The organism is Nocardioides psychrotolerans (genome assembly GCF_943371775.1).
GTDB lineage: Bacteria > Actinomycetota > Actinomycetes > Propionibacteriales > Nocardioidaceae > Nocardioides > Nocardioides psychrotolerans_A.
On sequence record NZ_CALRWD010000020.1, the window covers coordinates 32861 to 56347 of the forward strand.

Annotated in this window: 24 protein-coding genes and 1 tRNA gene; 5 read left to right on the forward strand and 20 right to left on the reverse strand. The window is 72.0% G+C overall.

Annotated features, from left to right (window positions below):
- The first annotated feature begins 27 nt into the window (after window positions 1-27).
- Window positions 28-798, forward strand: a complete 771-nt coding sequence (locus AAG827_RS08050; protein ID WP_341925383.1) for a DsbA family protein — start codon at window positions 28-30, stop codon at window positions 796-798.
- Window positions 795-1421, forward strand: coding sequence for a vitamin K epoxide reductase family protein (locus tag AAG827_RS08055; protein WP_341925384.1), 627 nt, complete (start codon window positions 795-797; stop codon window positions 1419-1421). The genes AAG827_RS08050 and AAG827_RS08055 overlap by 4 nt, the downstream gene beginning before the upstream one ends.
- Window positions 1422-1474: 53 nt before the next feature.
- On the opposite strand, the gene AAG827_RS08060 is transcribed toward AAG827_RS08055, so the two are convergent.
- The 3 genes from AAG827_RS08060 to AAG827_RS08070 all read right to left on the reverse strand — a co-directional run bounded on the left by AAG827_RS08060 (window position 1475) and on the right by AAG827_RS08070 (window position 6493).
- The gene (locus AAG827_RS08060) at window positions 1475-3136 is read right to left on the reverse strand and encodes a bifunctional 3'-5' exonuclease/DNA polymerase (RefSeq protein WP_341925385.1); all 1662 of its coding nucleotides are present in this window, start codon (window positions 3134-3136) and stop codon (window positions 1475-1477) included.
- A 105-nt stretch (window positions 3137-3241) separates the two neighbouring features.
- Window positions 3242-4681, reverse strand: a complete 1440-nt coding sequence (locus AAG827_RS08065; RefSeq protein WP_341925386.1) for an HAD-IB family hydrolase — start codon at window positions 4679-4681, stop codon at window positions 3242-3244.
- 3 nt (window positions 4682-4684) lie between these two features.
- Entirely contained in the window at window positions 4685-6493 is a 1809-nt protein-coding gene (locus AAG827_RS08070; RefSeq protein ID WP_341925387.1) for a 1-acyl-sn-glycerol-3-phosphate acyltransferase, read from the reverse strand.
- 111 nt (window positions 6494-6604) lie between these two features.
- Here AAG827_RS08070 and AAG827_RS08075 point away from each other — a divergent pair, with 111 nt between their 5' ends.
- A complete protein-coding gene (locus AAG827_RS08075; RefSeq protein WP_341925388.1) occupies window positions 6605-7429 on the forward strand; it encodes a ceramidase domain-containing protein in 825 nt (274 codons plus the stop codon).
- 43 nt (window positions 7430-7472) lie between these two features.
- Here the strand turns inward: AAG827_RS08075 and AAG827_RS08080 are convergent, their stop codons facing one another.
- The 3 genes from AAG827_RS08080 to AAG827_RS08090 all read right to left on the reverse strand — a co-directional run bounded on the left by AAG827_RS08080 (window position 7473) and on the right by AAG827_RS08090 (window position 9256).
- On the reverse strand, window positions 7473-7814 hold the full coding sequence (locus tag AAG827_RS08080) for an HPF/RaiA family ribosome-associated protein (RefSeq protein WP_341925389.1): 342 nt from the start codon (window positions 7812-7814) through the stop codon (window positions 7473-7475).
- Between the two features lie 125 nt (window positions 7815-7939).
- Window positions 7940-8401 carry a hypothetical protein gene (locus tag AAG827_RS08085; protein WP_341925390.1) on the reverse strand — a complete coding sequence of 154 codons (462 nt, stop codon included), beginning with the start codon at window positions 8399-8401 and terminating at the stop codon, window positions 7940-7942.
- 78 nt (window positions 8402-8479) lie between these two features.
- On the reverse strand, window positions 8480-9256 hold the full coding sequence (locus AAG827_RS08090; RefSeq protein WP_341925391.1) for a DinB family protein: 777 nt from the start codon (window positions 9254-9256) through the stop codon (window positions 8480-8482).
- 208 nt (window positions 9257-9464) lie between these two features.
- Here AAG827_RS08090 and AAG827_RS08095 point away from each other — a divergent pair, with 208 nt between their 5' ends.
- Complete coding sequence (locus tag AAG827_RS08095; protein ID WP_341925392.1) at window positions 9465-10322, forward strand: GNAT family N-acetyltransferase; 858 nt, start codon at window positions 9465-9467, stop codon at window positions 10320-10322.
- 73 nt (window positions 10323-10395) lie between these two features.
- Here AAG827_RS08095 and AAG827_RS08100 read toward each other — a convergent pair.
- The 13 genes from AAG827_RS08100 to AAG827_RS08160 all read right to left on the reverse strand — a co-directional run bounded on the left by AAG827_RS08100 (window position 10396) and on the right by AAG827_RS08160 (window position 20309).
- Window positions 10396-10469, reverse strand: a tRNA-Pro gene (locus tag AAG827_RS08100).
- Between the two features lie 129 nt (window positions 10470-10598).
- Entirely contained in the window at window positions 10599-11567 is a 969-nt protein-coding gene (locus tag AAG827_RS08105) for a hypothetical protein (RefSeq protein ID WP_341925393.1), read from the reverse strand.
- A 19-nt stretch (window positions 11568-11586) separates the two neighbouring features.
- Complete coding sequence (gene der / locus AAG827_RS08110; protein ID WP_309648151.1) at window positions 11587-12942, reverse strand: ribosome biogenesis GTPase Der; 1356 nt, start codon at window positions 12940-12942, stop codon at window positions 11587-11589.
- Entirely contained in the window at window positions 12939-13688 is a 750-nt protein-coding gene (locus AAG827_RS08115; protein WP_341925395.1) for a lysophospholipid acyltransferase family protein, read from the reverse strand. The genes der and AAG827_RS08115 overlap by 4 nt, the downstream gene beginning before the upstream one ends.
- Complete coding sequence (gene cmk / locus AAG827_RS08120) at window positions 13685-14341, reverse strand: (d)CMP kinase (protein WP_341925396.1); 657 nt, start codon at window positions 14339-14341, stop codon at window positions 13685-13687. The genes AAG827_RS08115 and cmk overlap by 4 nt, the downstream gene beginning before the upstream one ends.
- Before the next feature lie 41 nt (window positions 14342-14382).
- On the reverse strand, window positions 14383-15453 hold the full coding sequence (locus tag AAG827_RS08125; RefSeq protein WP_341925397.1) for a prephenate dehydrogenase: 1071 nt from the start codon (window positions 15451-15453) through the stop codon (window positions 14383-14385).
- Complete coding sequence (gene aroH / locus AAG827_RS08130; protein WP_341925400.1) at window positions 15446-15829, reverse strand: chorismate mutase; 384 nt, start codon at window positions 15827-15829, stop codon at window positions 15446-15448. Before aroH ends, AAG827_RS08125 begins: the two co-directional genes overlap by 8 nt.
- Before the next feature lie 348 nt (window positions 15830-16177).
- Window positions 16178-16621, reverse strand: a complete 444-nt coding sequence (locus AAG827_RS08135; RefSeq protein WP_341925401.1) for a PA2169 family four-helix-bundle protein — start codon at window positions 16619-16621, stop codon at window positions 16178-16180.
- 177 nt (window positions 16622-16798) lie between these two features.
- Window positions 16799-17563 (reverse strand): pseudouridine synthase, encoded by a 765-nt coding sequence (locus tag AAG827_RS08140; protein WP_341925402.1) that lies wholly within the window; start codon window positions 17561-17563, stop codon window positions 16799-16801.
- Window positions 17560-18285 (reverse strand): SMC-Scp complex subunit ScpB, encoded by a 726-nt coding sequence (gene scpB, locus AAG827_RS08145; protein ID WP_341925414.1) that lies wholly within the window; start codon window positions 18283-18285, stop codon window positions 17560-17562. Before scpB ends, AAG827_RS08140 begins: the two co-directional genes overlap by 4 nt.
- Before the next feature lie 5 nt (window positions 18286-18290).
- Window positions 18291-19142, reverse strand: coding sequence for a segregation/condensation protein A (locus AAG827_RS08150; RefSeq protein WP_341925404.1), 852 nt, complete (start codon window positions 19140-19142; stop codon window positions 18291-18293).
- Window positions 19143-19149: 7 nt separating this feature from the next.
- Window positions 19150-19488 carry a hypothetical protein gene (locus tag AAG827_RS08155; RefSeq protein WP_341925406.1) on the reverse strand — a complete coding sequence of 113 codons (339 nt, stop codon included), beginning with the start codon at window positions 19486-19488 and terminating at the stop codon, window positions 19150-19152.
- Complete coding sequence (locus AAG827_RS08160) at window positions 19473-20309, reverse strand: ParA family protein (protein ID WP_341925416.1); 837 nt, start codon at window positions 20307-20309, stop codon at window positions 19473-19475. The genes AAG827_RS08155 and AAG827_RS08160 overlap by 16 nt, the downstream gene beginning before the upstream one ends.
- Window positions 20310-20714: 405 nt before the next feature.
- Between AAG827_RS08160 and AAG827_RS08165 the strand changes: the two genes are divergently transcribed.
- Window positions 20715-21941 carry a glycosyl hydrolase gene (locus AAG827_RS08165; protein WP_341925408.1) on the forward strand — a complete coding sequence of 409 codons (1227 nt, stop codon included), beginning with the start codon at window positions 20715-20717 and terminating at the stop codon, window positions 21939-21941.
- A 99-nt stretch (window positions 21942-22040) separates the two neighbouring features.
- Here AAG827_RS08165 and AAG827_RS08170 read toward each other — a convergent pair.
- A partial coding sequence (locus AAG827_RS08170) for a DUF3516 domain-containing protein (protein ID WP_341925410.1) occupies window positions 22041-23487 on the reverse strand: 1447 nt, incomplete at its 5' end.

Sequence of the window (23487 nt, forward strand, 5' to 3'; positions counted from 1 at the left end):
CACCCGGACGTCCGCGAAGGAACCTCCATGTCCAAGAACAAGAAGCAGCAGCCCCACCTCCCACCTGTCCCCCGCTCCGGCGCACAGGACCGCAGCGAGCAACGCGCCGCAGCCGCCCGGCTGGTCCGCGACCAGGACAAGCGGGCCAAGCGCCGCACCCTGCTCATCCAGGCCGGCATCGGCGCCACGGCCTTCATCGTGGTGGTCGCGACCACCGTCGGGATCCTTGCCAACCGTGGCTCCGACGAGCCTGGGGCGACTCCCCCGGGCCTCACCAGCGACGGCTCGGTCCGCTTCGGCGCCGACGACGCCACCGTGACCATCCAGGCCGTGGAGGACTTCCAGTGCCCGGCGTGCCGCGAGTTCGAGACGGCGTTCGGTGACCTGCTCGCGCAGTACCGCGACAGCGAGGACGTCGCCGTGGAGTACCGCCCGATCGCGTTCCTCGACCGTGCGTCGACCACCGACTACTCCAGCCGGGCGCTCAACGCCTCGATGTGCGTGCTCGAGGACGCCGGTCCTGACGCGTGGATGACGATGCACGAGGCGCTCTACGACCAGCAGCCTCCGGAGGGTGGCGCCGGGCTGAGCGACGACGAGCTCACCCGGATCGCCACGGACGCCGGGGCCGGCGACGTGTCGACCTGCATCGCGGACCGCCCCTACGACGACTGGGCCGCGGACACCACCCAGGCCGTGTTCGACGAGGGCGTCACCGGCACCCCGTCCGTCTTCGTCAACGGCGAGCCGGTCGAGGCCGCGCAGCTCGAGGCGGCCGTCGACGCGGCCCTGTCATGACCGACCTCGGCGCGGAGCTTCACGAGGAGGATCAGGCAGAGCCGCGCGCGGACGCCGTGCCGACGCGCGGCTTCGGCCTCGGGCTGGCCGTGCTCGGCGCGATCGGCCTGGCCGCGGCGTTCGCGCTCACCGTCGACAAGATCCGCCTCCTGGAGGACCCGACGTTCAAGCCGTCCTGCGACCTCAACCCGGTCCTGTCCTGCGGCTCGGTCATGGTCACCGACCAGGCGTCGGCGTTCGGCTTCCCCAACTCGCTGCTGGGACTCGTCGGCTTCAGCGTCGTCGTCACCGTCGGCGTGCTGCTGGCCTCCGGCGCCCGACTCCCCTCGTGGGTCCTCGTCGGCCTGGCTGGCGGGGCGAGCCTGGGGCTGGCGCTGGTGCACTGGCTCGCGTTCCAGAGCCTCTACCGCATCGGCGCCCTGTGTCCCTGGTGCCTGGTGGTCTGGTCGGTGACGATCCCGATCGCGGTCTGGTCGGTGCTGGTCGCGCTGCGGACCACCACCCGGAGCCGGGTCGTCGACGCGCTCTGGTCGGTGCGCTACCTGCTCGTGCTCGGCTGGTACCTGCTGGTGGTCGTGCTCGCGCTGGTCCGCTTCTGGGACTACTGGAGCACGCTGGTCTGACCGGTCCAGAGGGTGAGTGCGGCTGCCGGGTCGGGCCCGCGCGGCCGTCGCGCTCAACCGGGGATGACCGTCGCGCCGGCCTTGCCGGCGTCGGCGTAGGACGGCACCACCGAGACCGTGAGCGGGAAGTCGATGCTCAGGTCGCGGAAGAGCAGGCGTCCGGCCGTCTCGGCGGCCTGCCGGGTCTGCTCGGCCACGGCCTCGGCCAGCGCCACCGGGGTGTGCACGACGACCTCGTCGTGGAGGAAGAAGACCAGGTGCGGGCGCTCGGTCAGCGAGCCGTCCGCACCCAGCAGCCACAGCCGGTTGCGCAGGTCGGCGATCCAGCAGAGCGCCCACTCCGCACCGGTGCCCTGCACGACGAAGTTGCGGGTGAAGCGCCCAAAGGCCCGCCGGTAGCGGGTCTGGCTGTCCGGGTCGGCCGGCGGATCGTCCGGGTCGCGGTCCCACGCCTCACCGAGCCCCGGCGAGCCGCGGCCGAGCAGGGTGCGCACGACCTGCCCGCGCTCGCCGGCGCGGGCCGCCTCCTCGACGAGTCCGAAGGCGTCGGGATAGCGCCGGGTCAGCCCCGCGACCAAGCGACCGCTCTCGCCGCTCGTGGCGCCGTACATCGCGCCGAGCAGGCCGAGCTTGGCGTGCGTGCGGGTCGCGACCGCACCGTCCTCGACCATCCCCTGGTAGAGGTCGGCACCCCGGGCCGACCTGGCCAACGCACGGTCACCACTCATGCCGGCCAGCACGCGCGGCTCCAGCTGCGCGACGTCGGCGACGACGAAGGTCCAGTCGTCGTCGGCCACCGCCGCAGGCCGCACCTGCACGGGGAACGACAGCGCTCCCCCACCGTTGCTCGACCAGCGGCCCGTGCTCGAGCCCGCCGGTTGGTACGACGGACGGAAGCGGCCGTCGCGCACCCAGCGGTCGCTCCAGGCCCACCCGTTGGTCTGGAAGAGGTGGGAGAGCTGCTTGTAGCGCAGCAGGACCGGGATGCCCGGGTGCTCGAGCGCCCGCAACGACGACGCCCGGGTGTCGGCCACCTCGAGCCCGGCTCGCCGCAGCGCCGACAGCAGCTCCGGACGCGAGTCGGGGTTGAGCCCCGGGGCGGCGAAGGCTTCCCGGACCTCGGCCACGAGCGCCTCCAGCACCGGCGGTCGCGCGCCACGAGGCGGGCGCGGACCCAGCAGGTCGGTGAGCAGCCGCTCGTGGACGTCCGTCCGCCACGGCACCCCGGCGAAGGTCATCTCGGCCGCCACCAGGGCACCGGCCGACTCGGCTGCCAGGAGCAGCCCGAGCGCGGCCGGCTCGGCGGACGCGGCGACGACTGCCAGCTGACGCGCGTCCTCCCAGTCGGCGCGCAGGTGCTCGGCGGTGTCGTCGACCGAGAAGAGCGCCGGGTCCGACGGCGCGCTCGGCCCGAGCCGGTCCCAGTGCACGCTCTGCTCGCCCTCCAGCAGTCGCGCGTCGGCCGCCGGTGCGCACCGCAGCAGGTGGTGGCCCAGCCGCAGGTCGTGGCACCGCTGCACGCGCACGCCGGCCTCGAGGAGGATCGGCGCCCACCGGGCCGTGTCGTCCCAGACCCACCGCAGCCCGGGCGTGCCCTCGGCCTCGCGCGCCCCGACGTACGACGCCAGGTCGGCTGTCGCCACCTCGTGAACCTCGTCGCCCTCGACCACCAGCACGCGCTCGCCCGGCAGGCGCGACAGCGAGACGCGGTTCACGAGGACACCCTGACACCTCACGGTGGAGATCTGGCGCGGCCGTGGTCGGGCGAGACCGGTGACCACCGGCGACCCCGAGGTCTCAGGGAGCCTCCGACCGCAGGGTCACGCTGGTGGTCGGTCCCAATCGTCCAGGGTGTCGGCGAACAGCTGCTCGACCAGGGCGACCTGCTCGTCGAGGTTGTCAGCGGTCCAGTCGGCGGTCGGCACAGGGGCGAGCACCCGCACCTGCACGGTTCCCGGCGTGAGGATCATCGAGTGGGCCGGCATGATCTCGCCGGCGTTGCGCAGGACCACAGGCACCATCGGCACCTGCGCCTGCATGGCCAGGTGGAAGGCCCCCTTCTTGAAGGGGAGCAGCCGTGCCGTGGGCGAGCGGGTTCCCTCGGGGGCGATCACCAGGGAGGTGCCCGACCCCAGGCTCTCGAGGGCCGGCGCGAGGGCTTCGCGGGCGGCGATCCGGTCGGTGCGGTCGACGTAGGCGACGTCGGCGAGCCAGCCCATCGCGGCGAAGGTGGGGTCCTTGGCAAGCTCCTTCTTGGCCACACCGGTGAAGTCGCGACGCAGGAGCGCGGCGAGGACGACGACGTCGAGCTGGCTCTGGTGGTTGAAGACGAAGACCGCGGGGCGCGAGAGCCAGAGGTTCTCCTGACCCTCGACCTCCAGTGAGACACCGGCTGCGCCCAGGGCGAGCTCGGAGCTGATCGCAGCGGCAACCGTGAGCGCCGTACGTCGGTCCCGGTTGAGCAGTCCCATCCCCAACCCTGCGGCGACCCCCGTGGCCAGACCAGCGAAGGACGCAGCCGAGCGGAGCACGTTGGCAGCGGTGAGACGCCGTTGGCGATGCAGCCGATGCACCGGCCAGCCGCGCTCCGCCGCCGCCTGGGTCAGGGTGCTGTCGGCGTTGAGGGGTCGGGGTCGCCCCACGGTCTCGAGGTAGAAGACGTCCTCTCCCCCGTTGCCGTAGGCGTAGGACTCCCCGAGGTCCAGGCCTTGAGTCTCGGCGAAGGCCTCCACGGCCGCTGCCTTGCCGGGTCCCCAGAGGATCGGCCCGTCGACGCGTCCGGTGACGATGCCGTCGAGAGCCTCGACCTCGGTGACGAGCAGGTGCTCGATCCCGAGATCCTGCGCGGCAGCCTGGGCCTGGAACCTCGTGGCCGAGGAGGCCAGGGCAACCGTGTGGCCGGCGCGCAGGTGGGCCCGGACCAGACGGCGGGCGTCGGGGTAGAGCCGGCCCGAGATCCGGGACCGGAAGAGCTGCTGCCCCATCTCCTCCAGGTCGGTCAGGGCGCTGCCGGTCAAGGCGCCGAGACCGACGCCGACCAGGCGCGTCACATCGTGTCCGCGCTGCTGCATGTTGAAGACCTCGACGATGGTCCCGATGAGCTCCTGCGGGCTCACCGCCCTGCTCGCCAACCGCTGTCGGAAGTAGAGGGCCGCCGAGTAGCCGTGGATCAGGGTGCCGTCGAAGTCGAAGAAGGCACCGACGTCGGGGCCCTGCGGGCCCGCTGCGACGGCGGCCAGAAGGACGTCGATGTCAGCCACGGATCACTCCTCCAGCGCGAGGGAGCGGACGACGGCGATCGCGTCGACCGCCGCGACCAGCTCATCGGCGAAGCGCTGGCGCGCCTGGCGCAGCTCGTCGCCCCCGGGCCCGAGGAGGTCGCGGTTGCCGGCGAGCTTGAGCGCGCCACCCATGAGGTCCTTGGAGATCGACTCCGGCGAGTGGAGGTCCTGCTGCAGCCACCGCTGGTGGGCGACCCCGAGGCTCTCGGCGATCAGTCCGTCGCTGTCCAGCGGTGCAGCAGGCTCTCGGGTGACCAAGCGTTCGGCCACCACGGAGTAGGCCTCCAGGAACGGACCGATCACCCGGTGGGCGAGGAGCAGCTGGGTGCCCGAGAGCAGCTGGGTGATCTCGCTCGTGGTGGGCCTCTCCTCGGCCCAACCGGGACGCACCAGGTCGGTCTCGTAGCGCATTTGGGTGTCGAACTCCCGCTTGGTGGCGAAGAAGAACTCGTACTTGAGCAGGTCGCGCAGCGCCAGGGCGCGCGTCCAGGTGGCCGCGACGACGTCGACGTCGGCGGCCGAGTCCTCGGCGGCGGCCTGGACGAGGGCCACCTCGAGGATGGCGCGGTCGATGAAGTAGTGGGTGACGGTGTTGCGATAGAACGCCGCCTCGTGCTGTCGATCGGGCGCGATCGCGTAGACGGGCTCCAGCCCGCCGGCGTACTCGACCACCACGCCCTCGCGCACCAGGGTTGCCAGGGCCCTGCGAAGGCCCTCGGGGCGCCCGAGATCGACATCGGCGGTGAGCGGCAGCTGGCGGCGACGTACGTAGGCGACCAGCGGTTCCAGGACGCCGAGCGTCTCGGCCAGGGTCATCGCCCGACCGTCGTTGTCGAGCAACCCGAAGGTGACCAGGGCCGACGGTGTGATCGGGGTCGCGGCGTTGATGCGGTGGGCCACCTCGAACGCGACACGGGGCACCACGGCGGTGAGATCGTCGGACTCGGCGCGCGAGCCGGCATCGGCCAGGGCCTCGCGCAGTGACAGCGGAGGACCGAACCGCACGTGGACGCGCCCGCGACGCCGCCCCTGGGCGCGAGCGAACCGGTAGAGCCAGGTCAGGCTCTCGGGCGCCTTGGTCCCGCCGCTCTCCTCGCGCGAGAGGGCCGAGACCTCGTGCTGCTGGTCGTAGACGATGGAGACCGGCACGAGATAGGCGTCGTCGGCGTCGTCGCCGTTGGCGCGGAAGGCGTCGACCAAGTAGCGCAGCACCCCCATCCGCGGCGGGCGGAGCTTGCCGGTGCGGGTGCGCCCCCCTTCGAAATACCACTCGAGGTTGGCACGCTGACGCAGCAGGAATCCCAGGTAGAGACGGAGCATGGCCGGGTAGACCGGGTCGTCGCGGCTCGAGCGGCGGATGAAGATCAACCCGCTGCGCTTTCCGAGCTCCGAGAACGGCCACATCGCGAGGTTGATGCCGCCGAGGGTGTAGTTGCTGGGGAAGCCGTGCCCGGTCGTGGCCGCCCGCAGGACCAGCGGGTCGAGGTAGGAGCGGTGGTTGGGAAGGAACACCAACGAGTGCTGACGTCCTAGCTCGGCCAGCTCCTTCAGCCTGCTGGTGTCGACGTCGACCTCGTAGGAGCGCGTCAACCAGCGACCCATCCGGTCCCACACCCGCGAGGCCGACTCGTCGACGTACGCCGACATCTCGACCAGCGCGGTCTGCGAGTCGTCCCTCAGGTCGGCCTCGGTGCGACCGGTCCGCTCCACGAGAGCGTCGAGCGTCTCGGAGTACTGGGTCGTGCCCATCACCAGCTCGACAGCCCGGCGTTCACGATCGACGTTGCTCATCCGCGCAGCCTAGTGGCGCGCGTCACAGCAGGATCGAGCATGCTGCCGCGCGAGTCGATCCCGTCGCCGCAGTCTCGCGCGCTCGACTCCGCGTGCCGCTAGGTTCACCAGGTGTCCGCCGACCGTGATCCCCGTCCCTTGGTGGCGGCGATCGCGACGTCGACCGCGTCGATCGGGCTGCTGGTCCTGGGCGTTCGCTTCGGATGGCTGGGCGCGGACACGGGCCGTGGTGCCAACTTCTGCGAGGCCGCCCGCACCGGGTGGGTTAAGCAGCCGGCGAACGCCCTGTCCAACCTGGGGTTCGTCGTCGCCGGTCTGGCCATCGCGTGGCGGGCTCGTCGTCCGGAGCTGCTGGGCGACACGCTGCCGCGGTTCCCCGGGCTAGCGACAGGACTCGCATGCATCGTGGTCCTCCTCGGACCGGCGAGCGCGGCCATGCACGCGACCCAGTCGTCGCTGGGCGGTCTGCTGGACGTGACCTCGATGTATCTCGTCGCGGGCTTCGCCGCGGCCTACGCCTTGACCCGCTGGTGGCAGCGAGACTCGGTGTTCTTCTGGCAGCTGTTCCTGCTGCTCGTTGCCGGGTGCGAGCTGATCGGCCTCTGGGACCGGGAGATCCCGGTGGTGCACTTCGCCGGCAACGCCGCGTTCGGCCTCCTCCTGATGATCGCTGTGGGAGTGGAGACCCGGCTGTGGCGGCGTGGTCGAGCACGTGCGGACCTGAGGTTCGGCTCGGCCGCGTTGGCCTCGATGCTCCTCGCGTTCACGATCTGGATCCTGTCCCAGCACGGCTGGTGCGACCCGGACTCGCTGCTCCAGGGCCATGCGGCGTGGCACCTGCTGGGGGCCGTCGCGGCGTACTTCTTGTTCCGCCTGTATGCGAGCGAGCGGACCTCGGACGTCCCCGGGGGCGGGGCGTCGCCGGCAGGTCGGTGAGCAGCCGCTCACGGACATCCGCCTGCCAGGGCACTCCGGCGCGCTAGCGGCCTCGGATCGTCGCCCGCAGCCGGGTGGCGCCCACGCGGTCGAAGACGTGCTGCAGGCGGGACTCCAGCTTGGCACCGGCGCCCACCAGGGCCTGGGTCGCGGTCGCGGCGAAGGCCTCGACCGTCACGGGCTCCCGGCCCGATGGCCGCGCCTCGAGCAGGCACCTGATGTGGGGGCCGACGGCCCGCGCTGCACTGTCGTCACGGAAGTGGACCTCGACCCGGGTCACCGTGTGCTCGAAGTGCGCGAGCACGCTGTCCAGCTCTTCCCGGACACGGTCCCGGAGCTGGTCGTCGACGGCGACGTGCCTGTCGGTGTTGATCTGGATGTCCACGTCATCACTTCCTCGGCTGGGTGCCGGAGTCGATCCTCCGACTCCTCCCAGCAGAGCACCGTCCGGGCCGCGCGAGCAGGGCCCTACGTCCCGATCACGCGGGCCGACGACGGCCGTGGCGGTGCCTAGGTGACCGAGATGACCGCGACCACGTCGCCGGTGTCGTGGTCCTCGACCTCGACCTGGCCGGGCACCTCGATGACCAGCTCCTGCTGCGACGTGCCCGCCTCGAACTCGACGTACTGCTCGGGCTTGGAGTGGACGTGCAGCTCCCCGCCCCGGTCGGTGTCGAAGGAGATCAGGACGGGCTCGCCGCGACCCACCGAGATCTCGACGGCGTTGGGCGAGACCTCGTCCCCCGCAATGACGATCGCGAGGTCGGCCTCGACCGGTGCCTCGCTGGTCGGTGCCTCCGTCGGCTGGTCGGTCGCGGCAGGGGCCGACGGGCTGGCGCTCGGCGTCTCGGTCGCCTGGGTGGACGGCGCGTCCACCGGGGCTGCGTCCTCGTCGGCCGCACCGGAGCACGCGCCGAGGGCGAGGACCGCCGTCAGGGCGGCGGCGGAGAGGGTCAGGGGGCGGAGCGTCATGACAGGTCCTCACGTGGGTGCCGGGCTGGTCGTCCCATCCTCCCCGGAGCGCCCCGGCACCCCGGACTCGGCCCCGGGCTACGTCGAGCGCGTCTCGAGCACGGCCAGGTCACGCTCGGCATAGGTCCGGTGCCACCACTCCTCGTTGAGCACGATCGAGAGGCAGTCCTTGACCGAGAACGGTCGCGCCGGCGGCCAGCTCTCGTCGTCGGGCGGGGTGTGCTCGGTGGCGAGCATCTCCTCGGTGAGGCTCTCGACCACGCGACGTACGTCGGCCTGGCGGGCGCGACGGATCTCGAGGACCTCGTCGAGCGACGGCCTGACCGAGCGGTCGCGGGGGAACCCACGACCTTCGGGTGCCTCGTCCCACGGCAGGTCGAGCGGGTGCCACGGGGCGGGGTCGCCCTCGATCGCACGGCTGACCCACGCGGCGGTCGCGAAGGAGAGGTGCCGCAGCGTCTCGACGAACGACCACTCCCCGTCGACCTGCTCGTGCAGGAGCTCCGGATCGAGCCCCCGGGCCCGCTCGACGGTGCCGTCCCAGCGCCGCTCGACCAGGTCCCAGGCCTCGCGGAAGCCCGCGGGGTCGTCGGGACGCATCCTGGCCAGCTCGGGCTCGCGGCGCAGCACCTCCTGCTCGACGTAGTCCGTCACGTCGACGCCGTTGATCCGCAGGCCCTGGATCTCGCCGGTGATGTCGACGTCCCAGAGCTCGACGCCACTCATCCGCACGTGGTGCAGGTCGGTGCCGCGGATCGTCACGTTGCTGAGCGACGCCGCGCGGAACGTCGATCCGCTCAGGTCGGTCCAGTCGAAGGTCGAGCCGCTGAGGTCCTCCTCGCCGAACTCAGCCACGGCGCACCGGGCCTCGGGCGACCCGAGGCCTGCCGGTCGCGTGGTCGGGCAGTGGATCGGTCGTCTCACGTGTCGTCATGTCTCCGACCGTAGAGCGGGTTGCGGACGAAATGGCGGCGCAACCGGCCCGGACGTCTCGGCGGCTCGGCGTCTCGGCGCCTCGATACTCGGTTGCTGCCGCACCGCGCCCGCCGGTAGACCTGGGGACATGTCGGTCACCCCGTGCGTGGAGTCGTTGGCCGCGATCATCGAGGAGATGCGTGCCTGGGCCCACGACCCGGACCTGGCCACGCTGCACGTGGGCGACCTGGGGTGGAACCACCAGCTCGGAGCGCCTGCTCTCGCCGCCGCCCTGCGCGTATGGCGCGTCGACGACCGCCTCGCCGCGGTCGGCCTCCTCGACGAGCCGGACCTCCTGCGCCTCACGGTGGCACCGGGCCTCCGTCACGACGAGGACTTCGTGCGCCACCTGGCGGCAGACCTCGCCGCTGCCGACAGAGGCGTCCTTCCACCCGGCGACGTCGCCCTCGAGGCGCGCTTCGAGGGCCCGCTGCACGACCTGCTGCTGGCGGACGGCTGGGAGCACGACGAGCCGTGGACCCCGCTGGTGCGCAACCTGTCGCAGGAGGTGCCCTCGCCCCGCCTCCGCACCGAGGACGTCGACCCGGGTCGGCTGGAGGACCGCCTCGCCGTCCACCGCTCGGCGTTCGCCCCCAGCACCTTCACCGAGGAGCGGTGGCGTGCCCTGACGCAGGGCCCCGCCTACGCACGAGCCCGGTCGCTGGTGGGCTACGACGACCAGGGCGACGCGGTCGCCATGGTCACCGTGTGGGCGGGCCGGTCTGGAGGACCCGGCGAGCTCGAGCCCATGGGCGTCCGTCGTGACCACCGCGGCCGCGGTCACGGTCGCGCCATCTGCCTCGCGGCCGCCGCGGCCCTGCAGGAGATGGGGGCCTCGCACGCGTTCGTGAGCACCCCGAGCAGCAACCTGGGTGCCGTGGCAACCTACCGTGCCGCCGGCTACGACGAGAAGCCGCCCGTGCGGGACCTGCGACGGCCCGCCTGACGGACCCTCCCCCCCTGGACGACAGAACCGGCCCTGACCTGAAGTGATGCAGGTCAGAGCCGGTCCTCTTCGGTCGGGCTGACAGGATTTGAACCTGCGACCCCTTGACCCCCAGTCAAGTGCGCTACCAAGCTGCGCCACAGCCCGAACGCCTGGTCGAGGCCGGTCAGACCGGCCTTTTCCCAAGCGCGTGAACCCTACAACAGGGCGGCGCGCACCCGGGAATCGGGCTCACCCAACGACGTCTGCTAGTCGACGCTCACGCCGGAGATCCGGTCAGCCGCCGGTCCGGACGGCGCCGGAGTCGGGCGAGACCTGCAGCGAGGAGGTGTCTACGGCCACGAAGGCCGAGGCCGGGATCGTCTTCAGGTCCTCGATCAGCCGCTCGGGCCAGGCAGCGTGCTGCTCGCCCTGGAAGAACCACGGCGAGCCGTTGTCGGCGAGCACCAGGCCATAGGTCTTCATGGCCCGCACCACCCGCTGGGCGTACGACGACAGCCCGGCCGCCGACCAGCCCGCACGCAGCCGGAACCGGGCGCCCATGGGCGGGTAGGCCAGGCTCGAGCGGGACCCGGCGTCGTGGCGGGCCGGCCACAGGTGGTGCTTGCCGGTGACGTCGGTCGTGAAGCGGATCGCGTGGTCGATCTCGTCGTCGCGGACCTCGTTCCACCGCAGCAGACCCGGGAGGATCGGCAGGCCCGCCGCATCGGCCGACGTCCACCCGTCGGGCCGCAGGGCGTTGCTGCGCAGCGACCACACGGCCCCGGAGCCGGCCCGCCAGCGCCCGTCGCGCAGCCGGGTCTCGTAGGTCTCGTAGAGCCGGCAGCGGCCCCGGTCGACGACGATCGCGTGCCGGTCGCCGTCGGAGGACCGCCCGCCCTCGATGCGGGTGTCCGGGCCGAGCGGGTAGCGCACCCGGTCGGACTCGTCGGCGTAGGTGAACCGCACGGGCACCTTGGCGTGGCTCGAGCCGACCACGGTGACCGGGATGCCGTAGTCGGGGCCGTCGCCGAAGGACGGACCGAAGTCAGGATGCAGGTCGGACCCGGTGGACATGTGGGACAGCCACTGGGCGCTCCTGGCGTGCACGGGCAGCGACGAGACGTCCGCGTGCCACCAGTTGTCGGCGGGGAGGACCGAGCACGCCGTCGACGCGACCGGTGCTGCGGCCGGCGCTGCTGCCGCTGACGGGACGAGCGCCACGAGCGCGAGCACCCCCACGACCGTGGTGATCCGGACCCTCATGACGCTCTCCTGTCGTGGACTACCGCTTGCGCTTCTCGCGGGGTCGCTGCTGCAGGATGATCGGCGTGCCGGCGAAGCCGAACTCCTCGCGCAGCCGCCGCTCGATGTAGCGCTCGTAACCCGCGTCCAGCTTGCCGCTCGTGAACAGGATGAACGTCGGAGGCGCCGTTGTCGCCTGCGTGCCGAAGAGGATCTTGGGCTGCTTGCCGCTGCGCACCGGGTGCGGGTGCTCCGCGACCAGGCGACCGAGGAACGCGTTGAGCGTGCCGGTGGAGATGCGGGTCTCCCAGCCGGCCAGCGCCTTCTCGATCGCGGGGACGAGCCGGTCGACGTGCCAGCCGGTGCGCGCGGTGATGTTGATCCGCGGCGCCCACTGCACCTGCACGAGGTCGCGCTCGATCTCGCGCTCGAGGTAGTAGCGACGCTCCTCGTCGACGAGGTCCCACTTGTTGAAGGCGATGACCAGCGCGCGGCCGGCGTCACGGATGGTCTGGATGATCCGGATGTCCTGCTCCGAGAGCGACTGCCCACCGTCGACGACGAGGACCGCGAGCTCGGCGCGGTCGATGGCGGTCGTCGTGCGCAGGGAGGCGTAGTACTCGTGCCCCGACGCTTCCTTGACCCGCTTGCGGATGCCGGCGGTGTCGATGAAGCGCCAGGTCTGGCCGCCCAGCTCGATCAGCTCGTCGACGGGGTCGACGGTGGTGCCGGCGACGTTGTCGACGACCACACGGTTCTCCCCCGCCAGGCGGTTGAGCAGCGACGACTTGCCCACGTTGGGCTTGCCGACGATCGCGATGCGTCGCGGGCCGCCCATCTCGCCGATGCGCTCGGGCGGGGGCTCGGGCAGCGCGGCGAGGACGGCGTCGAGCATGTCGCCCGAGCCGCGGCCGTGCAGGGCGGAGACGGGGTAGGGCTCGCCGAGCCCGAGGTTCCACAGCCCGTAGGCCTCGGCCTCGGTGCGCTGGTCGTCGACCTTGTTGGCCGCCAGCACGACCGGCTTGCCGGACTTGCGCAGGATCTTGACGACCGCCTCGTCCTGGTCGGTGATGCCGACCCCGGCGTCGACGACGAAGAGGACGGCGTCGGCCAGCGTCACCGCGATCTCGGCCTGGGCGGAGATGCTCAGCGCCAGACCCTTGGCATCGGGGTCCCAGCCGCCGGTGTCGACGACCGTGAAGGCGCGACCGTTCCAGTTGGCGTCGTAGGAGACCCGGTCGCGGGTCACGCCCGGCACGTCCTCCACGACCGCCTCGCGGCGGCCGATGATCCGGTTGACCAGCGTCGACTTGCCCACGTTGGGCCGTCCCACCACCGCCAGGACGGGCACAGGCCCGTCCGTCGTCGTCTCGTCGGGCTCCAGCGTCTCGCTCACGTCGTCGTTCCTGTCACGCCACCGGAGGGGTCGGGCAGCTGCTCGCCGGCTGGGAGCGGGCCCGGGAGGCTGCGGCCGGTGGCCGCCAGCGCCTCACGTAGATCATGGAGCATGCGCTCGCGCAGCTCGAGGGAGGCCTGCTCGACGTGGTCGCGTCGGCGTGGCCAGGGGGTCGGGTCGAGGGAGTACGGCGCCGCGAAGACCAGCTCGAGCCTGGCGCGGCGCGGCGGGATCGAGCCGGTGTGGCCGCCCGGCTCGCGGGTGCCGATCATGCTGACCGGGACGATCGGCGCGCCGGTGACCAGGGCGAGGTAGGCCGCACCGCGGTGGAAGCGCTCGAGCTCACCCGCACCACGATGGCCCTCGGGGAAGATCCCGACGGCTCCCCCGTCGCGCAGCACCCGCAGGGCGAGCTTCACCGCGCGGGGGTCCGTGGCATAGCGGTCGAGGGGGATCTGGCCGGAGTGGCGCAGGAAGCCGCCCATGCGTCCGGCGAACATCTCGATCTTGGTGAGCGCGTGCACCGGCCGCGGCGCGAAGATCGCCAGCAGCGGCCCGTCGATCACCCCGACGTGGTTGGCCGCGAAGATCACGGGCCCCGTGGCGGGGACCCGCTCGCTGCCGTGCACCCGCACGTCGTACCGGCGACGGAGCAGCCAGCGCGACACCGGCCGCAGGCCCCGCAGCATCCAGGTCGGCGGGTGGGGCGTCGTGGTCGTGCGCGGCAGGGTGTCGTGGACGCTCATGACCCGGCCTCGAGGACCAGCCCGACGACGAGGTCGATGACCTCCTCGAGGGAGTACGGCGTGGTGTCGACGTGGACGGCACCGTCGGCGCGCACGAGGGGTGCGGTGGCGCGCCCGGAGTCGATGCGGTCGCGCTCGGCGAGGACCTGTGCGGTGGCGGCCACGTCGGAGCCACCCTGCTCGGCGGCGCGACGAAGGGCCCGCGCCTCGGTGTCGGCGGTGAGGTAGAGCTTGACGTCGGCCTGGGGCCACACGACGGAGCCGATGTCGCGGCCCTCGACGACGATGCCGCCGTCGGTGGTCGCGTCCTCGATGATGGCGCGCTGGAGCTCCAGCAGCCGCGCGCGCACGGCGGGGACGGTGCTCACGGGCGAGACGTGGCGGGTGACCTCGTCGCTGCGGATCGCCACGGCCACGTCCACGCCGTCGATCTCGATCGTGGGACCGGACGGGTCGGTGCCGGAGACGATCGGCGCCTCGTCACAGCGGGCGGCGACGGCCTCCGCGTCGTGGACGTCGACACCCTCGCGCAGCATCCACCAGGTGATCGCGCGGAACTGCGCACCGGTGTCCAGGTAGCGCAGGCCCAGACGGGTCGCGACGCCGCGGCAGGTGCTCGACTTGCCGGACCCGGAGGTCCCGTCGACAGCCACCACCACACGAGACCCCGCACTGCTCACCACGGGAGGGCACCTTACCGGTGAGTCACCCAACCCCGGGATTCGAGAGAGGCGAGCAGGTGGTCGATCCGGTCCACGTCGACGACCAGCTCGACCAGGCCGACGGGTCGGCCGGGGTCGTGGTCGATGCGGACGTCCTCGATGTTGACCTCGCTGGCGCCGGCGTCGGCGAAGAGCCGCGCGAGCTCGCCCGGGTGGTCGGGCACCGCGACGAAGACCCTGCCGCTGGGGCGCGCCGGGCCGCCGTGCTTGCCCGGGATCGCCTGCGTGCCGGCCACCCCCTGGCTCAGGACGGCCTCGAGACCGGTCCGGTCCCCCGCACCCAACGCCTCGATGAGCGTGTCCAACCTCTCGCGCACCCCGCGGAGGAGGGCCGCGACCGCGGTGGCGTTGGCCGACACGATCTGGCCGTAGAGACGCGGGTCGCCCGCTGCCACGCGGGTGACGTCGCGCACGCCCTGCCCCGACAGGGCCAGGTGGTCGCTCGGGGCGTCCGCGAGGGCTCCGGCAGCGAGGGAGGCCATCAGGTGAGGCAGGTGCGAGGTGCGCGCGACGGCCCGGTCGTGCTCGTCGGGCGTCAGACGCACGGGCACGGCGCCGCAGAGCGCCGCCAGGGCCTCGACCAGGTCCACGGCGCGAGGATCCGCGGTGCCGTGGGCGGTGACCGCCCAGGGGCGGCCGTCGAAGAGCGACGCGCTGGCGGCGAGGGGGCCGGAGCGCTCGCTGCCCGCCATCGGGTGCCCGCCGACGTAGTGCGGGAGGGCGGGGTGAGCGGCGACCGCCGCCAGCGGGCCGGCCTTGACGCTGCCGACGTCGGTGACGAAGGCACCGGAGTCGAGGGCCCGGGCGATCTGCTGGCCCAGGTGGTCGGGGGGCACGGCGACCACGACGAGCTGCGGCCGGTCGTCGTCGGTCCTGACGCGGCCCGCGCCCAGGCCCGAGGCGGTGCGCAGGTGGTCGTCGGAGGGATCGGTCAGCAGGACCTCGAGGCCCACGCGGCGGCAGGCCAGGCCGATCGAGGTGCCGATCAGGCCGACGCCGACGACCTCGACCGGTCCGACGAGCGGCCCCCTGCCCTCAGGCATCAGGGACGGACCTGACCCGGGTGAGGTCGGAGCGCAGCGCGGCCGCGCCGTGGAGGTAGACGTGGGTGATGTCCGCGCGGGGCAGGTCGGTCTCGACGTGGGCCATCATCCGCACCACGCGGGGCATCGAGCCCTCGATCTCGAGCTCGCGCGCACAGATCAGCGGCACCTCGCCGAAGCCCAGCCCGCGGGCGGCGTAGGCGGGGAACTCGGAGACCAGGTCGCTGGTGGCGGTGAAGATCACCGAGATGAAGTCGTCGACCTCGAGGCCGTTGGAGGTCATCACGTCCGTGACCATCTCGGCCACCCGCTCGAGCATCTGCTCGCGCACGTCCTCGTCGAGCTGGGTCGCTCCCCGCACCGCTCGCACTGCCACGTCTGCTCCTCGTCCCGCGTCGTCGGGCCGTCCTCGGGCCCTCCCTGGTCGCGAGCAAGGCTAGTGCCCGGGCCGGGGACGCCGGGCGCGGCGCCGTCAGGCGGGCGGCTCACCACGGCGATGGTTCGGTCGAACCCGCTCATGCCTGACCACAGCGCACGCTGATGCCGTGAGTCGGTGCTCCGTAGCCGGACGTACTCATCTGAGTCTGAGCCCATGCAGTCACGCTGGAGCAAGGCGAAGATCGAACAATGAGTACGTCCGGCTACGGGAGAGTGCCTCTGGATCAGCCGCTGACGGCGCGGCGGCCGCTCGGCGAGAGGCCATGACCGCCTCGCGCCCCTCAGGTCAGTCGGCGCTCTGCAGGGCCTTGATCTCGTCGCGGGCGGCGAGGACCGCGACGTGCTGCCGGCTCACGACCTCGCGGAAGCCGGGGCTGAGGTCGCTCTCGAGCCCCTTCTCGTACTCCGAGACCGCGTGGTCCTCGCCCGTCGCGGCGGCCGAGAGGACAGCGCCGGCGTCGTCGCCGCTCACGGCGTCCTTCAGCGAGATCCACCCGCGGTGCAGGGCCGCGGCGACCGATCCGCTCGCGTCGACATCGTCGCCGTACTCGTGACCCAGCTCGACGATCTCGCGGCAGAAGCCGGCGCGCTGCTCGGCGAAGCGTTGCAGCGTCTCCGCCCACGTCGCACGGTCGCTGTCCCTCAGCTTCTCGGCGGCGCTGGCGAAGCCTCGCTCACCGTCCTTCAGCGTCTCGACCAGTTCCTTGGCAACCTGCGCGTCGTCCGTCACGTCCGCTCCTTCGATCGAATGGGTTGCCGAGCGGTACCCGTCGGGCAGTGCGGCAAACCGTGTCCGGCTCAGCGCCAGAGCAGCGCAGTCGGGAAGCGGATGGCAACCAACAGCCAGCGCCCCGTGGACGGTGGCGGTCTAGGGGAGCCGGTGTAAACCGAGCAGGGACACACCCCGTCAGAGCTGGGCGTTGTCGAGCAGCTCGCCGAGCTCGTCGTTGGTCAGGTCGCGCAGGCCGCCGCTGGGCAGCTGGGCGAGCTGGACCGGTCCGATCGCGGTGCGGGTCAGCCGGCGCACGGGGTGGCCGAGCTGCTCGAGCAGCCGTCGCACGATCCGGTTGCGGCCCTCGTGGATGACCAGCTCGACGATCGACTTGGCGCCGCGACCTCGCCCGGAGACGCTGATGATCCTGGCCGCGGTCACGGTCACGGGGCCGTCGTCGAGCGTGACGCCCTCGAGGAGCTCGGCAACGGTCGCCTTGGTGACCTCGGCGTCGACCTCGGCGACGTAGGTCTTGTCGACCTCGTAGGACGGGTGGGCCATGCGCTGCGCGAAGTCGCCGTCGTTGGTGAGCAGCAGCAGGCCGGAGGTGTCGGTGTCGAGGCGACCGACGTGGAAGAGCCGCTCGGACCGGTGCGCGACGACGTCGCTGATCGTGCGGCGCCCCTCGGGGTCCGACATGGTCGAGACGACGCCACGGGGCTTGTTGAGCACCAGGTAGACGAGCTCGGAGACCGGCGGGAGCCGCTTGCCGCTGACCCGGATCACCGCGGTGCGGGGGTCGACCTTGGTGCCGAGGCGGGTGATCGTCTCGCCGTCGACGACGACCTCGCCGTCGAGCATCAGCTCCTCGCACTTGCGGCGCGACGCGACGCCCGACTGCGCGAGCAGCTTCTGCAGGCGGATCAGGCCGTCCTCGTCGGTGGCGATCTCACGGGTCATGGCTGGTCCTCGGTCACGGGCTCATCCTCCGGCACCGCCGAGTCGGCGGGTGCAGCGGCCTCGACGGCGGCGTCACCGGCCCCCGACGCGGCTGCCGCCTCGCCGGCGGAGCCTGCCGCGCTCTCGTGCGGCATCTCGGAGGCAGCCATCTCGGCGAGCTCGTCCTCGAGGTCGTCGAGGTCGGGCAGGTAGGGCGCGAGCTCCGGCAGGTCCTGGAGGGAGGTGACGCCGATCCGCTCGAGGAAGTAGGTGGAGGTGCGGAACAGGTTGGCTCCGGTCTCGCCGTCCTGCCCGGCCTCCTCGACCAGCCCGCGCGAGATCAGGGTGCGCATGACGCCGTCGACGTTGACGCCACGGATCGCGGACACCCGGGCGCGCGAGACCGGCTGCTTGTAGGCCACGACCGCGAGGGTCTCCAGCGCCGCGTTGGTGAGCCGCGCCTGCTGGCCCTCGAGCACGAACGCCTCCACCACGGCGGCGTAGGCGTCCCTCGAGTAGAACCGCCACCCACCTCCGACGTTGCGCAGCTCGAAGCCGCGCCCCTGCTCGGTGTACTCCGCGGCCAGTGCCGCGAGCGCCGCGGTCACCTCGTCGACCGGGTAACCCACCGCCGAGGCCAGGCTGGCGTCGTCGAGAGCCTGGTCGGAGATCATCAGCACCGCCTCGAGGGAGGGCCGCAGCTCCGCCAGGGGTACGTCGAGCTGCTCGCCGTCGGTGGGCATGTCGGTCATGGTGTCTCCTCGTCGACGGGGGCGCCCTCCTCGGGCGGCGCTCCGTCGAACTCGTCGGTGATCTCGATCTCGTCGTCCTCGCCGCCGGTCCAGCGGATGGTCAGCTCGCCCAGCGCGGTGACCTGCTCGAAGGCGACGGCGCCCTCGCGGAAGAGCTCCAGCAGGGACAGGAAGCGGGCCACGGTGGTGAGCCGGTCGGGCGAGTCGCCACACAACGAGCGGAAGGTGAGGGTGCCGGAGCGGCGCAGCCGCTCCATCACGATCGCGCCCTGCTCACGCACGCTGACCTTGGCCGCGTGGATGTGCTGGAGGGAGACCTCGAGCACCGGCTTGGGCTCCAGCGCCTTGGCGGCGAGCTGGGCGAACTGGTCGAGCCCGATGCCGATCAGCACCTCGGGCAGCAGCGTCGCGAAGCGGTCCTCGAGACCGACCGCACGCGGGTAGCGCCGCGACTCCTCGGCCAGGCGGACCTCGAGGAAGCCCGCCACCTGCTTGAACGCCTTGTACTGCATGAGGCGGGCGAAGAGCAGGTCACGCGCCTCGAGCAGCGCCAGGTCCTCCTCGTCCTCGACGTCGCCCTGCGGCAGCAGCCGGGCGGCCTTGAGGTCGAGCAGGGTCGAGGCGACCAGCAGGAACGACGTCGTCTGCTCGAGGTCCCAGACCGGGCCGCCGATCTTGACGAAGGTGATGAACTCCTCGGTCACCTTGGCCAGCGCGACCTCGGTGACGTCGAGCTTGTGCTTGGAGATCAGGCTCAGCAGGAGGTCGAAGGGCCCCTCGAAGTTGTCGAGGCGCAGCTCGAAGCCCGGAGTCTCACCGGTCTCGCCCGGGGTGGCGAGGCTGGTCATCCGCCCGTCATCCGTCGGTCAACCGCCGCACCAGCACGCTGTCGGCGCCATGGGTGTCGAAGTCGGCCAGGACCAGCGCCACCGCCTCGCGCACGAGGCGGCCGCGGTCGACGGCCAGGCCATGACCGGCACGCAGCGCGAGCCGGGCGTGCTCGATCTGGAGCAGCTCGTCGGAGGTGACGTAGACGGTCATCTTCTCGTCGTGCCGGATCCGACCCGACGGCTTGGCCGGCGCGGCCGCCTCCTGGCTCGTCTCGGCCGGCTCGGGAGCGTCGGGGACGGCACGGACGGCTGCGGTGGGCCGGAAGAGGTCGTCGGCCGCGGGCATGCTCACACGTCGAGACACCGGGCCGCCACCTCCTTGGAGAGCTGGCGGTAGGAGTCGGCACCGGCGGACGACGAGGCGTAGGTCGTGATCGGCTCGCCGGCCACGGTCGAGTCGGAGAACTTCACGGTGCGACGGATCACGGTGTGGAAGACCTTGTCGCCCCATGCCTGGACCAGCCGGTCCATGACCTCGCGCGAGTGCAGCGTGCGGCCGTCGAACATCGTGCCGAGGACGCCGTCGATCTCGAGGCGCGGGTTGAGGCGCTCGCGGACCTTGTCGATCGTGGTCTTGAGCAGCGCCACGCCGCGCAGCGCGAAGTACTCACACTCGAGCGGCACGATCACGCCGTGGGAGGCGGTGAGCGCGTTGACGGTCAGCAGCCCCAGGGAGGGCTGGCAGTCGATGAGGATCACGTCGTAGGTCTCGAGGGCGGGCGCCAGCACCCGCTGGAGGGTCTGCTCGCGCGCCACCTCGTGCACCAGCTGCACCTCGGCGGCCGACAGGTCGATGTTGGAGGGCAGCAGGTCCATGCCGGGCACCCCGGACGGCACGACGACGTCCTCGACCTTGACGTCGCGCTCCATCAGGAGGTTGTAGATCGTCAGGTCCATCTCGTGCGGGTTGAGGCCCAGGCCGACCGACAGCGAGCCCTGCGGGTCGAAGTCGACGAGCAGGACCTTGCGGCCGTACTCCGCGAGCGCCGCCCCCAGGTTGATCGTGGTCGTGGTCTTGCCGACCCCGCCCTTCTGGTTGCACATCGAGATCACGCGGGCGTTGCCGTGGCTGGTGAGCACCGACGGCTCGGGCAGGTGCGGCATCGGGCGCCCGGTCGGGCCCATCACGAGGGGAGAATCGGTGGGAGCAGCGCTCTCGCGCACGACGGAGGGTGCCTCGTTGCTGGCCGCCACCTCGGGCACGCCGCCACGGTGCGGCTCCTCCTTGGGGGCCTCCTCGCGGCGGATCGGCTTCTCGAACGGCAGGGGGTCGTTGAGGGGAAGGTCAGACACGTCATCTCCGAGCGGTGGGGAAGGGATCGGCGACCTCGGCGGCATCGCGGGGGCGGAGCTCCCGCCGAATCCGGGGAACATCTGGTTGTCGCTCATGTGCCACTCCTAGGTCCGGTCCGGGGGTCGTGCTCCCCCATCACACAATGTCGACACGACGACATTGCGGCGACTCGCCGCGGACTCTAGGTCCGGTCCTGTTCGGGGGGCAAACGAGGGTGTGGGTGAGACACTGGCAGGGTGCGTCGACGAGCAGCTCGGGTCCTGGAGGTCGGTGCCCTCGTCCTCGTCCTCGGGGTCCTCGCCGGCGGTGGCGTCGTGCTCATGACGGACACCGACGGCGACGCCCGGCCCTCCGCCTCCTCGGGCCCGACCTCGAGCACGACCAGCACCCCGACGCCGTCCCCCACGCCCGAGGCGACCGTCCCCGCACCGTCGACGCCCCTCACGCCCACCCCCGACTGCACGCCCGACGTCCCGCTGGTCGACGAGGACGCCACGCCCGAGGCCCGCTGCCTCGCCCAGACGCTCGACACGTGGCAGCGCGACGGGCTGATGGGCGTGGGGCAGCAGCTCAACCTCTCCAACGATGCCTATCAGGCGCCGTTGCGGCAGCTGGGCGGGCGCCAGGTGGCGCTGGTCGGCTTCGACCTCCAGGAGCTCGAGCAGGGCGAGCAGTTCGGCTTCTACGACCCGCCACTCCAGCGACTGCTCGAGCTGGCGGCCGACGGCGTCGTCCTCACGGCCTCGTGGCACACGCCCAACCCCGACAGCGGACTCGACGCCCGCGACCGGAGGTGGACCGACCTGGCGGCCCTGCTCGAGCCGGGGACGCCTCAGGCCGTGGCCTTCTGGGCCGACTACGACGCCAAGCTCGCGCTGCTCGAGCGGCTCCAGTCCGGCGACGACGGGCTGTTCCAGCCGGCCGCCGTGCTGTTCCGCCCCTTCCACGAGGCCAACGGCGACTGGTTCTGGTGGGGTCACCCCGATCCGGAGGACTACCGCGCACTGTGGGCCGCGATGCAGGAGCGCGCGGTGGATGCCGGTGTCCACAACATCGTGTGGGGCTGGTCGGCCAACGTGGTCAGCTATGACGGCATCGCCGACCCGCTCTCGCTGGTCCCGGACGACGTCGACCTGGTGGGCATCGACTCCTACGACCCGGTCGGCGACGGCTCCGGCCAGGCCGACCCCCTCGACCTGACCGGTCTCGCCGAGCTTGCGGCCAACCGCCCGCGCACCGCGATCACCGAGGTCGGCCCGCACGGCAGCACGGACGGCGACTGGGACCCCACCGTCATCGCCCGTTCGGCGATCGCGCTCGGGGTGCGCCCGACCTACGCGCTGCTGTGGTTCGACGACGGCGACGGCGCCGACGGCTACACCGGGCTCAAGCAGATCGGCTCGCTGCGCACAGGCCGAGCGTGGCTCGACTCCTGCCCCGACGGGCTCTGTCCCCTCCCCTGACCGCCGAGGCTCTGCTGCCGTCTCGCGACGTCATGCGTCGCGAGGTGTCGCCTCCACGATCCGCATGACGTCCCGGCTGCAAACGCCCCAGCAGTCGACCTAGTCCCCCAGGCACCGCATCGCGGTCGTGGTGAGCACCAGCTCACCGAGCTCGTCGGAGGCGTCGAGGTCGACCACGGCCTCGATCACCCAGTCGTGGTGGCCCTCCGGGTCGTGGATCGTCTGCTGCACGTCCCACCTGCGGCCGGGCGACTCGGGGTCAACCTCCGACGGCGTGATCGACAACAGCTCCGGGCCGCGCGCGTCCGGACCCATGTCGACCGTGTCGTGCTCGGCGTAGTACTCCTCGATCGCCTGGTCCCACACCGACCGCGTGACCAGCACCTCCAAGGGCGGGTCCGTGCGGTCGGCGGCAGCTCGCTCGAGCTTCATCAGCCCGTCGAGGTCGTCGCGCGCGACCAGCTCGACGCGGCGCATCATCGCGTTGCGGATCATCGTGCGGAAGGGCCGCTCCTGCGCCGAGATCGGCCGGTTCATCGGCGGCGGCGCGCCCTCGGCCACGGTCCGCGCGACGTGCTCGGGGTCCGAGAGCGCCTCCCACTCGTCGAGCAGCGACGAGTCGGTCTGACGCACGGTCTCGCCGAGCCAGTCGACCAGGTCGTCGAGCTCGGGGGTCTTGTGCGCCTCGGGCACGGTCTGGCGCAGGGTGCGGTAGGCGTCGGTGAGGTAGCGCAGCACCAGCCCCTCCGACCTGGCCAGCTCATAGCGGCTGACGAAGTCGGTGAAGCTCATCCCCTGCTCATACATCTCGCGCACGATCGTCTTCGGCCCGAGCGCGTCCTCGCGCAGCCACGGGTGACGCTGGCGATAGATCTCGTACGTCGCCTCGAGCAGCTCGGCCAGCGGCTGCGGCCAGGTGATCGCGTCGAGCAGCAGCATCCGCTCGTCGTACTCCAGGCCGTCGGCCTTCATCTCGGCGATCGCCTCGCCGCGGGCCTGGCGCTGCTGGCCGAAGAGGATCTGCCGCGGCGCCTCCAGCACGGCCTCGATCACCGAGACGATGTCGAGGGTGTAGGTCTCCGCCTCGGGGTCGAGCACGTCGAGCGCCGCCAGCGCGAAGTGCGCGAGCGGCTGGTTGAGCGCGAAGTCGAGCGGCAGGTCGACGGTCAGCACGTAGCGGCGCCCGTGCTCGTCGGGCTCCTCCAGGCGCGTCACCGTGCCCGAGTGCACGAGGCTGCGCAGCAGCCGCAGCGCGCGACGCGCCAGCCGGAGCTGGCTGCGCCGGTCCTCGTGGTTGTCCATCAGCAGTCGGCGCAGCACGGGGAAGGCGTCCTCCTCGCGGGCGAGGACGTTGATGAGCATCGCGTTGTCGACCTTCATCCGCGACTGCAGCCGGTCGGCGTCGCCGTCGACGAGCTTGTCGAAGGTCTGCTCGGTCCACACCACCGCACCCTCGGGCGGCTTGCGCAGCTGCGCCTTGCTCTTGCGCTTGGCCTGCTTCTCGGCGCTCATGGCGGCGTTCTTGGCCTCAGCCTTGGCCTTGGCC

Bases quoted from the DNA above. Each gene is read 5' to 3' on its own strand.
- AAG827_RS08115 (WP_341925395.1), bottom strand. From the start codon at position 13,688: ATGAGCGTCCACGACACCCTGCCGCGCACGACCACGACGCCCCACCCG.
- AAG827_RS08050 (WP_341925383.1), top strand. From the start codon at position 28: ATGTCCAAGAACAAGAAGCAGCAGCCCCACCTCCCACCTGTCCCCCGC.
- AAG827_RS08140 (WP_341925402.1), bottom strand. From the start codon at position 17,563: ATGACCCGTGAGATCGCCACCGACGAGGACGGCCTGATCCGCCTGCAG.
- AAG827_RS08105 (WP_341925393.1), bottom strand. From the start codon at position 11,567: ATGAGGGTCCGGATCACCACGGTCGTGGGGGTGCTCGCGCTCGTGGCG.
- AAG827_RS08085 (WP_341925390.1), bottom strand. From the start codon at position 8,401: ATGACGCTCCGCCCCCTGACCCTCTCCGCCGCCGCCCTGACGGCGGTC.
- AAG827_RS08150 (WP_341925404.1), bottom strand. From the start codon at position 19,142: ATGACCAGCCTCGCCACCCCGGGCGAGACCGGTGAGACTCCGGGCTTC.
- scpB (WP_341925414.1), bottom strand. From the start codon at position 18,285: ATGCCCACCGACGGCGAGCAGCTCGACGTACCCCTGGCGGAGCTGCGG.
- AAG827_RS08160 (WP_341925416.1), bottom strand. From the start codon at position 20,309: ATGGGCCCGACCGGGCGCCCGATGCCGCACCTGCCCGAGCCGTCGGTG.
- AAG827_RS08070 (WP_341925387.1), bottom strand. From the start codon at position 6,493: ATGAGCAACGTCGATCGTGAACGCCGGGCTGTCGAGCTGGTGATGGGC.
- AAG827_RS08125 (WP_341925397.1), bottom strand. From the start codon at position 15,453: ATGCCTGAGGGCAGGGGGCCGCTCGTCGGACCGGTCGAGGTCGTCGGC.
- AAG827_RS08095 (WP_341925392.1), top strand. From the start codon at position 9,465: ATGTCGGTCACCCCGTGCGTGGAGTCGTTGGCCGCGATCATCGAGGAG.
- AAG827_RS08055 (WP_341925384.1), top strand. From the start codon at position 795: ATGACCGACCTCGGCGCGGAGCTTCACGAGGAGGATCAGGCAGAGCCG.